Here is a 14,985-nt window from a genome sequence, read left to right as displayed (position 1 = left end):
TGAGAGGGGTTAGGGGTGTGTTTTTTCAAATTTCACAAATCTGCTTTTATCTTCAAAAATATTTCAATTCCTTTTGAAGAAACTTTATCTAATTCAATTTCTTTTTCTTCTGTTTTTATCTTAACAACTTTGTTTTGGATCAAAATTTCAGAAATATCATTTAAAGAAATTTGCTTCTGTAATAGCGCTATTTTTTGGACATAATTTTTATTTTTTTTTACTATTAAATTGTTAATAAAAAAGATTAATAGTAAAACACTAAAAATATAAAATTCTTGTTTTATGATAACTTCTTTAAAATCTTTTACAATAAGCTCTACACCTGTTTCTATAAAAGATTTTACAAAAAAACACAAACCTATTAATGAAAATAATAAATATATAATTATACCCAAAACTTTAAAAATTCTAGAAAACAAACTCCTCTTTTCCGTTTGCTGCACTTTATTCTTTTTCTCTTGAATTGACCTTACTTCTTGCCAATTTCCTGAATCTGTAAAAGTGATATTTTCATTATCAATATTGATATAGAAGCTTTTGTATTTGAAGTAGTGTTTCATTTTTTTTGTTCTATTAATTAAGCATAGCTGACTTAGTTTACAAAGTTGTTATATTTATAATTACAATTTTTTCATTTTCTGAATTAAATTTTCATAATCAATTTCATTCTGACTTTTCATTTCTTTTTTGCTAAAATAATATTTATTTGTTAAATTATTTTTCTCTAAAATATTTTCTTCAACCAATAAATTTAAATATTGAATTAAATTAATTTTAGGCTCTTTAGTCATTTTATGTACTTCATAAATCAAATAACCCATATTTGGAATCTCTCTTTTTCCATTATCTGAATGAATTATTAATTCTCTGTAAAGTATTTTTAATGTTTCTATTTTCATTTAAAACTTTTTATCCAACTTCAAAATATATATGAGTTTCACTCTTCTCCTTGCAAATAGAAATGGAATTAATAACTTCATTCAAATCATTGATAAAATCTTTTACTCCTACAATATTAAATCCCATTTATTTTTGTTTATTTCAAAAAAAAACAGCACCTCAAAAAAAGGTGCTGCTCTTAAATATTTTATCTAAATAATCTCCATTTCCAACTTACTCTCCGCATACGCTTTCATTTTCTCAAACTGGTCTTTGTTTACCATGCGAATAAATGAAAGATATCCTTCCAAATAATGGTTTGGATTCTTCCCGATTTGCGCTCGAACTTCTTCTTCTCCTTTCAATTTGAAATTATGAATAAAAGCTCTAAACTTTCGGATGTCTTTTCTAGAAATACGAATATCTCCTCCTTCATTAATAATGATTCCCGTTACAGCTTGTCTTTGGTTCGGACGCATCACACGAGTTTTCTCATCATTAATCTGGAAACCTTCTTCTCTAATAATTCTATGAATCCAAGCAAAAAAGCTTTTCAAATTCATATTCTCATCTTCCGAAGAGAAAACCAAATCATCTGCATAACGCGTATATCGAATTCCATTTTTCTTTGTAAAATTCTCAATACGTTTATCCATTTTTCTACAAATAATATTTGTCAAAGCTGGCGAAGTACAAGCTCCTTGTGGCAAAAATTTATTCCCCATAGAAACATGAAACACTTTCTCGCTCATTTGTGCTTTTACCATTACAGAATCCGTACAAACAGACGCAAAAATAGTTGCTAAAGCCTCACTATAACCAAATGATTGAAACAATCCTTTCACACGATTAAATTTTATCGAAGGGAAGAAATCTTTTAAATCAATTCGAATCACAACTTTAGCATTCTGATGCAATTTCGCATTATCCGCAATCGAAACATTTTTTCTATAAGCATATGCTTTTTCATGTAATTCAATCTTAGATAAAATCTCATTTTGAATCCATTCTTGTGCAACTCTCAAACGTTTTTTAGGCGCAGAAATCTTACGAACATCTCCGTTTTTCTTCGGAATTGTAAAACGACTATAATGATCAATATTAGAAACTCTTTTATAGAAAGCTAACCATTGCCAGTGTTTTGCCGTAATGCTACTTTTCGATTCTAATTCTTTCAAATCAGAAATCAAAGGAAGTTCAGAAGCTGTTAATCTTTCTTCGTTTGTTCCTTCATATTTTAATCCGGCAGAAATTTCTTCTCCAAGATACGATGGCATTTTTTCTTGCTTTTCAGCAATTTTCTGTTTTCTTTCTGCTGTTTTTTTCTCTTTTTCTATTTTGCGTAAAGCTCGTTTTTCTCTAGATTCTTTAATACGTTTCTCACGAATTATTTTGATATATGGCGTAATATCCACATCCGAATCTAGCTCTCGATTTATCTTATGAAAACGATTACTTAGTTTGTTATAAACTTTTTGTTTATCTAGAATTTCAGCTAAAGTTTCCTTATCCATTTTAAGAAAACCAAGACGAATCATATCTTCAATTTCGAACGCTTCTTTTCCAACTTCTTTGATGCGTTCTCTCCAGTTTTTTTCTTCAGCCATAACGATTTAATTTTTTGATGATTGGATATTAGACATATTTTGCACAAATAAAACAGAAGCAACTAAATGCCCACAAGGTCCTTGACGCAGTTTATTTCTTCTAAAGAAACTACAAGTACATTCTGCTCTCTGCACTTTTCCGTCTTTGTCTAATTTTAGTTTTGTTTTAAAAGTATTCTTTCCTTCTACTTCTAAATTATACTCATTAGACTCCACAGCTGTTAGCGTTACTTTTCCGTCTTTGTAAAGGGAGATTGCATATGAATTTCTTTCTACCTCTTCTGCATCTTTTACTTCAATATCTTGTACAATCAATTGTCTGTAACGATACTGATCTACCAAATGATCATACATTGCTTGTCCGCTCTTACATAATTCTTGTAAAAGTGCTGTAGCATTGTGTTGTTCTACTTGTAAATACGTTGCCAATTCTTTTGGTGTCAAAGTCAATTTTTGCATCAATAATTGGAAAGCTTTCTCTGCCAATTCTTGGTTTGCTTTTCCTGTAGAAGCTAATAAATCGAAGTTTGCTTTTCCTGCCCAATCATTTGCTGTCCATCCTGAAAAACCTACATCCAAACGGTGTCCGTTTACATCTACACTCCAATAAGAAGGCATTCCAGTTCCCAACATTTTAATATCCATCACATCTGAAAGTGTCAATAAATCTTTCAGTACTGTAAATCGTTTTCTTCCCCAAAGTCTGATTTCTCCTTCGAATTCTCCATCATAAATCATCGTATCTTGAACTTTCATATTCCAAGGTTCAATCGTGATTTCTACTGGTTTTCCTTTTTCGAATTTAAATCTCAGTGAGCGTGGTCCTTCTTTTTCTTTATTTCTTTCTAAAATCCCCAACACATTTGCCATTGTTTGTGTTTTCATCTGGAAATTTGTTCCTTCTAAAGAAGAAGCAGATTGCACTTGTAAGAATCCACGAACCCATGTTTCTGGTAAATCAATTTTCTTCTCTACAGATTCTCCAATATCAGTAGACATCGAAACCGAATCGTAAGTTACATTTAACCAAGCCGGACGATAACTACGAACTCTGTAAAGTTCATCTGCTAAAGGTTGACTAAAGTCAATATTTGTAGTTCCATATTCTGTTTTCCCAAAAGTTTCCAATTTATGCGAAGGCACAGAAACTCTTCCATAAACAGATTCGTCTAAAGAAAAAGCTTCAAAAATCACTGCGTCTTCATGCACGCTAATCACCGGATCTAAAACATACCATTTATCTTTATCGTGTTTGTAAAGCCAATCGTAATATTGTCTTCTAGCTTTAGAAACTCCTTTTTTCAATCTTGATAATTCTGTAGAAAGCACTCTTCTTTTCAATGCAAGATCTTCTTTTTCTTGCATCAATTTCATTTTGTGCTGCTCCATATCTCCAAGATAATTTGGCAATTCTTTTAAATATTGCTCATTTACCCATTCTTGATATGCAGAATAATCTACTTGTTTTGTTCTCCAATCACCTACTACAACCTGGCGAAGTGCAAGCATCACTCTTGCATAAGAACCACTATCTTTTATTAATGCATTTAAGTTTACTGGTTTTCTGTTTACTTCAGCAGAAAAATCGAAAGTACTACCTTTTGCATCACTTTTTGCAGTACTTGGTTTTGAATATTGTTGTGTAACGTTCATAGAAATTTTAGATTAATTTAAAGTTTGAAACTGAATTTTCATCTATCAGAGCCATTTTTGTCAATTGTAAAATTGCCCACTCTGCATCTTTCTTATCTTTTCCGTTTGCTAATTCAAACAACATATCTGCATCTAAATCTTGAGTATTTTCCAAACGATTTTTCACTAATTCTTTCGTTTTTCTTCCCATGTTTTTCTGACGCATCACTTGTTTGTCAAACTTCTTAGAAAATTTCATTGGCTCCTTTGCTTCTATTTCCAACATCGCTTCTGCTACTTTTTGTTGAATAAATACATCTGGATGTTCTGCCAAACAATCTAAAAGATTCGACTCTGTATAATCTAAAGTTTCTTTACGTTTTTCTACCATTGCAAATCCTCGTTCACGAACATCTGCTACTGGACTATCACAAAGTGCTAAAATCGTATGCACTTCATTCGGACTATTTGGTTTTACTGCTTCAAATAGTTCCATCGTAAATTCTAAAACTTCTGGAATTCCACTTTCTGCCAAACGAAGTAATAAATTGATTTCTGGTTGCTCTTCACGAATGAAATCATAACCGTAATTTCTTACTTTTGGCAATCTGTGAATCGTTATTTTAAATAATAAATTCTCATCTCTCTGAATGTGCGCTTTATTTTGTAAAATCCATTTTTCTAAAACATTTTCTAAATATGGATTTTTCAATTCTAAAATGAAAGAATTCGCTGGACTATAAAGCAATTCTAACATTCGCTCATTCTCTAAAATTCTTGCAGATTTATATCCTTCTACAATTCCTTCTTCTGTGTAGAATATTTCAAAAATTACAGACCAAATATTTGATTTTTGCGAAATTCTTGTAATTCTTCCATACACATATTCTTCTACTTGACTCCAAGCAGAATCTTCTAAAACTCCGAACCATTTCACCCATCTTGTAAGTGAAATTTTCTCTAATATTTTTTCTACAAACTCAAATCCGAAATCTTCGATTAAAGGAACTGTTTCTTGATTATTATTTGCAGCTCTTTCGATGATCTGAACGATATCTGTATAAATAGTTTCCTTTGCGTGCTTATAAATTTCATCTTCTTGTTCTAGAATCAATAAAATCCATTTTTTATAAACTTCTTTATTATTTCTAGTCAAATTATCTACTAATTCCGCAACAAAAGAAGCACGAGGTTTTTTCTTTAAAGATTTTTTAGTGTACTTTAAAACTACATCCCAAAGATCATCTGTTTTCGCAATAATATTTGCAAAAGATCGCACAATATAATCCGACCAATAAGAAGACATCTCTTCGATAATCTTACTCTTGATTTTTTTATCTAAAAGAAGTTCTCTAATAAAACTTTCGGTTCTGAAATTCTCAATAAATTTGATGATATCATCTCCATAATAGATTTTTTTCAATCCACCATCTTTTGCTTTTTCAAAAATGATTTCTTCTAAAGCTTGGTTCGAGAATAATAAGTTTTTAAGCGAAGTATTCCATCTTGTTTTCGAACGAATTGTATCAAAAGTCAATAATTTCACTTCTCTTTTCAACACACGCATTGCAGCAGGAATATGATTTAAAGTTCCATATAATTCTGGATCTACACTACTCTCGATAATTAAATCTAACACTAAAGATTTCTTTACTTTTTCAGCAACAAAATCCCAAGCAAATAATTTCATTTCCTCATTCTCATGGAATAATAAAGTTGGCAAAACGCTTTTTACTTCCGCATTCAAATCTGTAAATTTCATTTTGAAAACTTCCTTAAATTTCTGCCACTGATACTCATCTTCTCTGTTAATAGAATTGTACCAAAACGTTACAATATGCTCTAAAACATCCGAAGACATCATATTAAAAATATCTGCAACCGAACTTTCATTCCCATATTTCAGAATCAACGGAGAAATATCTTTTATCTTGCGGAAAGGAACTTTTTTAGTCAACTGAAATTTCTCCAAATAACTAACAATATTTTTCTCTTTTACTCTTCGAACTTTCCCAGAAAACTCCTCTTTTTTCGTTATAATAATATTGATCAAAGATTTGTTGAATTGGTTTTTCTCAAACTCCTCTAAATTCTTAGCATAGTTTGCATAAATCCAATTCTGATCCTCCGAATTTGCAATCGTAAAAGTGTGTGCAATATTTTCAAAAGCAACAATTTTCTCTGCCTTTAAAGCATTCATTACTTTTTTACGTGCAGCAATTTTCAGATGTGAAGAAGGCGAATTTAAACAAATCTTTAGCTGTGTATTGTTTTCCAATAAATCTTCTAAAGCAATTCCTTTTTCTCTTAAAACAAAGTATAAAAACTCATAAGTATACCAAGGATAAGCCTTGTCTGAAGAAAAGAAAGTTTTATAATCGAAATCAAAATCTTTCCAAAGTTCTAAATTCGGAATCTCATTTACATTGTTTTTAAAATGCCAATACTCATAGAAAACCTTTCCATTTGTATGGTTTAAATGCACATAATTCTTAGACTCTCCGAACAAAACATAAGTCGTAGCAAATTTCAGACTCAATTCATCCAAAACTCCATGACGCATTAAATTATAATAAAACTGCTGTGGCTTCTGGAACGATTCTTTTTTCTCAAAATCGTTTGCATAATATTTTCCTCCATTTAAATACGAAGGAATAATTGTGCTTTCCAAAGAAGTTTTCTGAAGTAAATCCAAAGCAATTTTAGCATAAAGCGAAAAATTCTCGTCCTTTAATTCTCGCATAAAACGACGAATACGACGCTTCATATATACAACTGTCTTGTTAGATGGTTGCACATCTTCCGCATTCATATCCGCTTCTGTGATATTTTCAAGACGCAAAAACATCGAAACAAACAATTCCACTTCTACCGGATTGTTTTCCATCGCTTTATACAAACTCTTGAATTGCCTCCAATGATCTCTCTTTAAAAAAGAGGAATCCGAATCTAAAAATTCTTCAATTTGTCTTCTCTCCTCCTCGTTTTTAGGAGGATAAATTTCTTTTAATAATTCCATTTTTTTAGTTTTCGCAATTATTTATCAGTAATTCGTTCCAGTTTTTTTTGGGCATTCCCTTTTTCCTTCGTTTGCAAAAACTCAGGAAACAGGTCGGGCTTTCCGCTATATCTTTTGCTGCAAATATGCAGGCAGCAAAAGGATGCCGCTGCAATCCCTAATGCATCTTTTTTTTTGAAAATTATCGTTTAAAAGAAATTTATCTAAGTCTAGTTTTAAAATATCAAATTCCCTTCATGAGAAAAGAAATGTCAGATTTTAATTTTTTAATTCAAAACCTAGCGCACTTTTGTAAAGTGTGCCCATTGTTTTAGTATTTATACAATCACAAGTTATAAACTCGCGCCAGCGATATTTACTTGATTTAAATAAAACTCTAATATTAAAAAAGAACTTAAAACAGTATTAAACTTAATTTTCAAAAAACAATCTAAGAACGAATGTGTTTTCTTACACAATTTTCATTTGTCAGAATCTGTAGTAGTGTGACTCTCCAAGGAATGAAAGTGAAAATTCATAAAACGGTAAAAAAAATGCGACACTAAAAGTATCGCATTTCTATATATTATAATTTTGTTACAAAATCTTTCCTAGTACTACCTTCAATCACTGTAGGCGTGACGGGGGTACTATGGGGTACTATTATACCTTAAGGAATGTCAATGAATCTCAGCATTACAAGGTATAATAGTACCCCATAGTACCTAAGAGGCACGCTGAATGTCATTGACGTGTAGTGATGTAATAAGAACTTTACTTCAACCATGGCGAAACACCACAGCAGTTATGCTAACAAAATCTCTCATGACAAATATACGTGTTTTTTTAATATAAAAAAGCAGTTTTTCTATTTTTTTGTCTTAAATAAATACATATACCATAAATATTAACTTAAATACAGTAATACATATTACAATAAACAACCTATAAAAGACTTAAAATAAAAAACTAAAACCCTCTAAAATAAACATCTATCATTTTTAAACTATCACAAGTTAAGAACAAGTTGTAAATAGAAACATTTAACATTTTTTAACATAAATAAAATCATTTATTACTAATTCTAACATTTAATTATTACATTATTTTAATACCTTCGCTGAAAATTCAACTCTAAATAAAAAGATGAAAAAAACTTTACTAATCCTTGCCACTTTTTTTACATTATTTTCATGTACTAGCGATGATAGCAATCTTTTACCTGAAAACAACGACGAAACAGAAAACCCTGACAACACAGATGATCCTGATAATACGGATGATCCAGATGATCCAGACAACGAAACTGGGGATCTAAAAATCAAGGGTATTATTCATTATGATGCGAACAACTTCGTTAAAAATTTAGATGAATTTGAATACAATGCAGAAGGATTTGTATCAAAATTCACTAGCACAACAAATGAAGATGGAGTTTTATTAGAAAAATCTACGTATGAATATGAGTACGAAGAAGGAAAACTAGTAAAAATTATCGATACTTACGAAAGTCCGTCTGGACCAAATGTGAATTCTGTTGAGTATATTACTTATGAAGGTGAGCAAATCGTTGAGACTTGTGCTGAATTAACATTTAATAATGCAGAGCAAATTACTGTATTAAAAAAGGATGAATACGAATTTGATGGAAATGGATATAAAAACATCCATTCTCTTTATGAAGACAATTATAGCGAGACTTTAAATTCTTGTGATAATGTTGTAACTATGACTTACCAATATGATTTTGATTATGATGCTTCTGGAAACCTTATACAGTTTAAACATTTAGTTGGAGGAGGTACAAATTATAATACATATTCGTATGACACTAAGAAAAGTCCATCTCAAGCAATTCAGCCTGAAGCTTTAAAAAATACCATTTTCTTTCGCACTTCTACAAACAATAACTTGCAAACTCTTATGAAAAATGCAATTAATCAAGTGGTGGAAACTACGGATTACGAATACACTTATAATTCGGATGATTATCCTACAGAGTGTACGGTTACCAAAACTTATGAAAATGGAAGTCCTACAGAAACTACTACTATTGAATATATTTATTACTAATAATTAAAAATCATAGACATTATCACGTTTAAAATCTTATGAGAGAGTTTTAATTATTTTAAAACACACCCCTAACCCCTCTCAAGAGGGGAACTTGAAATTCTATATAATTTAAATGAAATCAAACGTGATAAAGTTTATTAAATACAATAGTTAAAACATAAAAAAAGCTCTTCACTTGAAGAGCTTTTTTATTTTATATGTTTAGGAGGTTAACACACCCCTAGCCCCTCTCAAGAGGGGAATTTATCTTTTTATAAAAATCGGTAGCTGAGCGTAGCCGAAGCTTACTTTCCAATACAGAAATTCGCAAAGATATTTCCTAATAAATCATCATTTGTGATTTCTCCTGTGATTTCTCCTAAATAGTACAGTGCTTGACGAATATCGATTGCTAAAAGATCTCCACTTAACTCAGAATCTAAACCAAACTGTACATTATTCATTTCTTCTAATGCGTTTGATAAAGCCTCGAAGTGACGCGAGTTTGTAACGATTGTTTCATTGTTAGAAAGTGCTCCTGTGTTTGCCATTTCTAATAATAAATCTGTCAAACGCTCCACTCCTTGTTGTGTTTTTGCAGAAAGTAAAACTAAATGCTCAAAATTGAATTTTTCTCTGATTTCTTCTTCAGAAACTAAATCAATTTTATTTGCAATCACGATACATTTCTTATTCGGGAACTGATCATGAATCTTTTGAATCTCGTCTTGGATTTCTTTTGTTCTTTCGTCGCTATGTAGTGCGTTGTTCGAATCAAAAAGATATAAAACTACTTGCGCTTGTTCTATTTTTTCGAAAGTCTTCTGGATTCCGATGCTTTCTACCACATCTTCTGTATCACGAATTCCGGCAGTATCAATAAAACGGAAAGCAACTCCGTTGATGTTCATCTCATCTTCGATTACATCACGCGTTGTTCCTGCAATATTCGATACAATTGCTCTTTCTTCGTTTAAAAGTGTGTTTAGTAAAGTAGATTTTCCAACATTTGGCGCTCCAACAATTGCTACTGGAATTCCGTTTTTCAATACATTTCCTAGAGAGAAAGAATCGATTAGGCGTTTTAAAGCATAACGAATCTTGTCTACTAATTCTCTAAACTCTGTTCTGTCTGCAAACTCTACATCTTCTTCGCTGAAATCTAATTCTAACTCGATTAAAGAAGCAAAGTTTAATAATTCTTGTCTTAATTGTTTGATTTCAGAAGAGAATCCTCCACGCATTTGTTGCATTGCTACTTGGTGCGATGCTGCCGAATTAGAAGCAATCAAATCTGCTACGGCTTCTGCTTGCGAAAGGTCTAACTTTCCGTTTAAGAAAGCTCTTAGTGTAAATTCTCCTGGATCTGCCATACGACAACCATGCTTTAAGAAAAGCTGGATAATTTCTTGTTGGATATATACAGAACCGTGACAAGAAATCTCTACTGTATTTTCTCCTGTGTAGGAATTTGGTCCTTTGAATAGAGAAACCAAAACCTCATCGATGATTCTATCTCCATCGACTATATTTCCAAAATGAAGCGTGTGTGATTTCGCTTCTGTTAAGTCTTTATTCTTATTTTTTATAGATTGAAACTGCTTGTTACAAATCTCTATAGCATCCTTACCCGAAATTCTGATAACTGCAATTGCTCCTACTCCAGAAGGAGTTGCTAAAGCAATTATGGAATCATTTTTAATCATCCTAAATTATTTTTGGCAAAGATACGAAACTTTGATTTTAAATGGGTGTTAATAGAATGGAGTGATCACATTTCTGTTTTGATAGAATGCAAATGCATTTTTCCTCATTACATTTGCGTTTTTCTCCTCTGCAATTACGTTTTTCCACGTTACATTTGCGTTTTTCCCCTCTACAATTACGTTTTTCCCCATTACATTTGCGTTTTTCCTCTCTACAAATGCGTTTTTCTTCGTTACATTTTCGTTTTTCCTTTTTGCAAATGTGTTTTTCTTGATTACAAAACGTTTATTTTAAAAACATTTAAATCTTTATGTTTTAAAATGTTAAAAATCACTTTAATCTTTAATAAAAAGAACATATATTTGTGAATATCATACTACTACATTTAAAGTATTAACATAATAATTCAAACATATTAAATATCATAAAAGCTTCTTTTTATGACTAAAAAAAAATTAGAAATGGACGGAGGTTATATAGCTATAAAAGGGTTTAAGTATCAATTTGACCGCACTTTAATTGAAATATTTAATAATTCATCAAAATCTGTTCGAATTGAACAGCTTCAAGATTATGAATTTGACAATTACTTTGTACAAGTCAAATATCATAATACAGACTACTCAGCTTCTCAACAGAAACAAAAAATTAAGAAACCTTTACTACAACTATTAAATCAGCATAAGGTTGATAAGTCTAAAAAATTCATTCTATATATTTATTTAAAAGGTGTCCCTTATGCGAAAAAAACACTTTCTATTTTGGATTTAGACTCGTTAATAGGTAAAGAATCTGTTAATTATAATAATTCAGAAAAAACATCATTTATCCAAAACTTTACTTTAATACATGCCCATGACTTTGTTACTCAATATGACGAGGTAATAGAAAAAATAAAAACACTATATTCAAAATCAATTGAAGAAGCAGAATTGTATTATTCAATAATTTCTAGTCACCTACTTGATATTGTAACAAAAAATGAACCTTCAAATAAAAATTTAAGAACTTGCTCTAAAGAACAATTAGATAAACTCATTTCTGAAGGAAAAAAAATAGTCTTTAAATCTGTATTTAATGATGAATTAACTGCTGAGAAAAGAATTAAACTACTTCATAAAAATTTCTTTAAAAGTCAATTAAATAAAGAGCCACATGAGAGATTTTTTATTATAGAGGTAAATAATCAAACGGATACATCAACATTAAAAGAATTAGTACTTACACTAAAAGGAAAATGGAGCAAAAACAAAACTAAAACTATCCCTTCACCAGATAGATTTGTACCATATATTTTTTTTCATGGAATAGAACCTCAAAAGCTTATTAAATTAAAGATAGAATTACAAAAAGATGGATATAATATATGTGATGGATACGATTTTTTAAACGCCTCGTTCAATGTTACAAGTATCAAATTAAGGCCAACTTATGAAAATAAACTCTTTTTCAAATTCATTAATAACCTATCAGAATTAAACCAAACCATAGATCAACTTGATAGAACTGGTGAAATATATCAGTTTTATTTAGAGAAACCTTTAAACATTTCATTTACTCAAAAACATATACAGTTTCAAGTAGGAAAAGTTGATGAAATTAAAAACATAATTTAATGGCAGAACAAAAAGTAAACGGTGAAGTAATAGCGGTTCTTCCCAATAAAGTTAAGATTAAAATAGATGACCTCAACGCTTTTAAAGGTGCTGAACAACTAAAAGTAGGTTCATATATTCAAATAGCAGATAATGAAAGTTCAGACATAAAGTTAATAGCAATTATTGAAAGTTTTCTTATTGAAGTTACAGAAAATGGAGAAAGAAAATACATAATTGAAGCCAATCCTTTAGGAACTATTGAAGATGGTGCTTTTAGACGAGGTGGAGATTCGATAGCTTTACCTCCTAAAGAAGCTACTACAGCTTCTAAAGAAGATATTCAAGCTATTTATTCAAGCGGAAATAAGGACAGTAGTTATGAACGATTTTGTTTTGCTCAACTTTCACATTCATCAAAAGATAGAATTGATGTACCAGTTAATGGGAATAAATTTTTTAATAAACATTTTGCAATTGTTGGTTCTACAGGTTCTGGCAAATCACATACTACTGCAAAAGTGCTACAAAATGCTACACTAGAAAAAAATTCTGATTTTAAAGGATTAAATAATTCTCACATCATAATATTTGACATCCATTCGGAATACAATTCTGCTTTTCCAGAATCAAATTATATAAATATTAATGACCTAATACTTCCATATTGGTTACTTAATGGGGATGAGTTAGAGGAGTTATTCTTAGAATCAGGTGATAATAATAATTACAATCAATCATCATTATTACGTACGCTTATTACTGAAAATAAAATATATAAAAACCCATCTGAATCAAAAATTTTCTTTGATAGTCCTCTTAAATTTGATATCGATGAAATATTGAATTGTCTTCAGAATTTAAGAAAAGAAACAAGGCATATTGAGAACGAATTAAATATTCAATTTTCAGATGAAAATAAAATATTTCAATCCGATTCAGAAAAATATCAACATTACTTTAAAAAAGTTTACGAATTTTCTTCTCCAAGAAGAGCAAGTGCAGCTGCTGGTCATGGAATTTCAAAAGGAGCTTTTAGTGATGGGTCAATAGATAAATTTATATCTAGATTAAACACAAAAGTCAACTCTCAAAGATTGAGACAATTTCTATTTGGAGATAAAAGTAAAAAAATAAGTTTTGAAGAAACTTTAAGACAATTCTTGGGTTATGGCTATGATAATGAAAATAGAAAAAATGCTAAATCAAATATTACCATTGTAGATTTAAGCGGTGTACCTTTTGAAGTTCTCAGTATTACTGTTTCGTTAATATCTCGTTTGTTATTTGATTACTCATATTATTATAAAAAGCAAGTTGGAGACAATGACATGCCTTTACTTTTGGTATATGAAGAAGCACATAAGTATGTGCCAAAAAGTGACCTAGCTCGTTTTAAATCTTCAAAATTTTCAATCGAACGAATTGCAAAAGAAGGCAGAAAATATGGAATATCATTAGCAATAATAAGTCAACGACCTTCTGAACTTTCAGAGACCATTTTTTCACAATGCAATAACTATATAGCAATGAGATTGACAAATCCAGATGATCAAAATTATGTAAAAAGACTTCTTCCTGACTCTTTAGGATCGGTCACTGATATTCTACCTTCTTTGCAATCAGGTGAAGCATTATTAATTGGTGAAGCGACAGTTATGCCATCTATTATACTTATTGATAGATGTAAAAATGAACCTTCTTCAAATGACATCCCCTATTTAGAAAAATGGAAAAAAGAATGGCTTGAAAATGTTGATTTTCAAAAAATAACAAACTCATGGAAAAATTAAAGAACGAATTCATCACAAAAAAATAAGAAGATTAATACCAAATTTTACCAAAGCATATTAAAACAATATTTTAATATGCTTTTTTGTTTATTTCTAAGAGTTCATTTACATTTGAAAATCTGCTGTTGTGAAAACTAAATTATCGAAGAAATTTTATGGTTATAGATATTATAAAAACAATAGGAATTCTGTAATAGACATATTAAATCACATCATAATATGAAAAAGAAAATAATAATCATATCTACCCTTTTACTGATCGGAATATTGACGACTATATATTATAAAAGTTTATCAAATTCTAAAATAATCGTACTGGATCATATGACTGAGATGCATAACGGAAAAATAAATCAAATATGTTTGGTTTTAAACCCTCCAAAAAACTCAGAAAAACTTAAAAAACTTATAACTGATTTTAACAGAGATCACAATTCTGATAATAAACTTTTTAAAAGACTTTTCATCAAAGAACATGATTATGAAATACCATTTTTGCCATTCCCTCATAACATTGACTATAAGTCAAAAACTACAACTAGAGATGACATTGATAATATTGATTTTTTAGGTGACTCATATATTTCTGTAACTATTAATGGAGACACAATAAAACAAACTAAAGTCTATGTTGGCGATATATATTATTACAAGAAATAAAAACATAAACCTATTTCATATATAATATTACCAAAGCATATTAAAACAACATTTTAATA

At 30.0% G+C, this 14,985-nt stretch carries 11 protein-coding genes; 4 read left to right on the top strand and 7 right to left on the bottom strand.

The genetic code is table 11. The features are described from left to right. Nucleotides 1–32 precede the first annotated feature (32 nt). The 5 genes from I0K12_RS09815 to I0K12_RS09795 all read right to left on the bottom strand — a co-directional run bounded on the left by I0K12_RS09815 (nucleotide 33) and on the right by I0K12_RS09795 (nucleotide 7,137). Nucleotides 33–560, bottom strand: a complete 528-nt coding sequence (locus I0K12_RS09815; protein ID WP_196887538.1) for a hypothetical protein — start codon at nucleotides 558–560, stop codon at nucleotides 33–35. A gap of 60 nt (nucleotides 561–620) precedes the next feature. Further along, on the bottom strand, nucleotides 621–899 hold the full coding sequence (locus I0K12_RS09810; RefSeq protein ID WP_196887536.1) for a hypothetical protein: 279 nt from the start codon (nucleotides 897–899) through the stop codon (nucleotides 621–623). Nucleotides 900–1,091: 192 nt separating this feature from the next. Then, nucleotides 1,092–2,486 carry a retron St85 family RNA-directed DNA polymerase gene (locus I0K12_RS09805; protein ID WP_196887534.1) on the bottom strand — a complete coding sequence of 465 codons (1,395 nt, stop codon included), beginning with the start codon at nucleotides 2,484–2,486 and terminating at the stop codon, nucleotides 1,092–1,094. A 6-nt stretch (nucleotides 2,487–2,492) separates the two neighbouring features. Next, nucleotides 2,493–4,139, bottom strand: a complete 1,647-nt coding sequence (locus I0K12_RS09800) for a hypothetical protein (protein WP_196887532.1) — start codon at nucleotides 4,137–4,139, stop codon at nucleotides 2,493–2,495. A gap of 7 nt (nucleotides 4,140–4,146) precedes the next feature. After that, nucleotides 4,147–7,137, bottom strand: coding sequence for a hypothetical protein (locus tag I0K12_RS09795; RefSeq protein WP_196887530.1), 2,991 nt, complete (start codon nucleotides 7,135–7,137; stop codon nucleotides 4,147–4,149). A 1,125-nt stretch (nucleotides 7,138–8,262) separates the two neighbouring features. Between I0K12_RS09795 and I0K12_RS09790 the strand changes: the two genes are divergently transcribed. Further along, a complete protein-coding gene (locus tag I0K12_RS09790) occupies nucleotides 8,263–9,189 on the top strand; it encodes a hypothetical protein (protein WP_196887529.1) in 927 nt (308 codons plus the stop codon). A 287-nt stretch (nucleotides 9,190–9,476) separates the two neighbouring features. Here the strand turns inward: I0K12_RS09790 and mnmE are convergent, their stop codons facing one another. Together mnmE and I0K12_RS09780 are read right to left on the bottom strand one after the other, a co-directional pair. After that, nucleotides 9,477–10,877: a tRNA uridine-5-carboxymethylaminomethyl(34) synthesis GTPase MnmE gene (mnmE, locus tag I0K12_RS09785; protein ID WP_196887528.1), complete on the bottom strand. Its 1,401-nt coding sequence runs from the start codon at nucleotides 10,875–10,877 to the stop codon at nucleotides 9,477–9,479. A 48-nt stretch (nucleotides 10,878–10,925) separates the two neighbouring features. Then, entirely contained in the window at nucleotides 10,926–11,069 is a 144-nt protein-coding gene (locus I0K12_RS09780; protein WP_196887527.1) for a hypothetical protein, read from the bottom strand. A 249-nt stretch (nucleotides 11,070–11,318) separates the two neighbouring features. On the opposite strand from I0K12_RS09780, the gene I0K12_RS09775 reads away from it, so the two are divergent. The 3 genes from I0K12_RS09775 to I0K12_RS09765 all read left to right on the top strand — a co-directional run bounded on the left by I0K12_RS09775 (nucleotide 11,319) and on the right by I0K12_RS09765 (nucleotide 14,926). Continuing rightward, nucleotides 11,319–12,494, top strand: coding sequence for a hypothetical protein (locus I0K12_RS09775; protein ID WP_196887526.1), 1,176 nt, complete (start codon nucleotides 11,319–11,321; stop codon nucleotides 12,492–12,494). Next, entirely contained in the window at nucleotides 12,494–14,266 is a 1,773-nt protein-coding gene (locus tag I0K12_RS09770) for an ATP-binding protein (protein ID WP_196887525.1), read from the top strand. The genes I0K12_RS09775 and I0K12_RS09770 overlap by 1 nt, the downstream gene beginning before the upstream one ends. Nucleotides 14,267–14,533: 267 nt before the next feature. Continuing rightward, nucleotides 14,534–14,926, top strand: a complete 393-nt coding sequence (locus I0K12_RS09765; RefSeq protein WP_231372732.1) for a hypothetical protein — start codon at nucleotides 14,534–14,536, stop codon at nucleotides 14,924–14,926. The last annotated feature ends 59 nt before the right edge of the window (nucleotides 14,927–14,985 follow it).

This window comes from Aureivirga sp. CE67, assembly GCF_015767245.1.
Taxonomy (GTDB): domain Bacteria; phylum Bacteroidota; class Bacteroidia; order Flavobacteriales; family Flavobacteriaceae; genus Aureivirga.
Note: the sequence above shows the minus strand (reverse complement) of the source record. Positions and strands in the feature narration are given on the sequence as shown.

What these genes read in the sequence shown, in the direction of transcription:
- I0K12_RS09775 (WP_196887526.1), top strand. Translation starts at nt 11,319, where the DNA reads ATGACTAAAAAAAAATTAGAAATGGACGGAGGTTATATAGCTATAAAA.
- I0K12_RS09770 (WP_196887525.1), top strand. Translation starts at nt 12,494, where the DNA reads ATGGCAGAACAAAAAGTAAACGGTGAAGTAATAGCGGTTCTTCCCAAT.
- I0K12_RS09815 (WP_196887538.1), bottom strand. Translation starts at nt 560, where the DNA reads ATGAAACACTACTTCAAATACAAAAGCTTCTATATCAATATTGATAAT.
- I0K12_RS09800 (WP_196887532.1), bottom strand. Translation starts at nt 4,139, where the DNA reads ATGAACGTTACACAACAATATTCAAAACCAAGTACTGCAAAAAGTGAT.
- mnmE (WP_196887528.1), bottom strand. Translation starts at nt 10,877, where the DNA reads ATGATTAAAAATGATTCCATAATTGCTTTAGCAACTCCTTCTGGAGTA.
- I0K12_RS09790 (WP_196887529.1), top strand. Translation starts at nt 8,263, where the DNA reads ATGAAAAAAACTTTACTAATCCTTGCCACTTTTTTTACATTATTTTCA.
- I0K12_RS09780 (WP_196887527.1), bottom strand. Translation starts at nt 11,069, where the DNA reads ATGGGGAAAAACGTAATTGTAGAGGGGAAAAACGCAAATGTAACGTGG.
- I0K12_RS09810 (WP_196887536.1), bottom strand. Translation starts at nt 899, where the DNA reads ATGAAAATAGAAACATTAAAAATACTTTACAGAGAATTAATAATTCAT.
- I0K12_RS09805 (WP_196887534.1), bottom strand. Translation starts at nt 2,486, where the DNA reads ATGGCTGAAGAAAAAAACTGGAGAGAACGCATCAAAGAAGTTGGAAAA.
- I0K12_RS09795 (WP_196887530.1), bottom strand. Translation starts at nt 7,137, where the DNA reads ATGGAATTATTAAAAGAAATTTATCCTCCTAAAAACGAGGAGGAGAGA.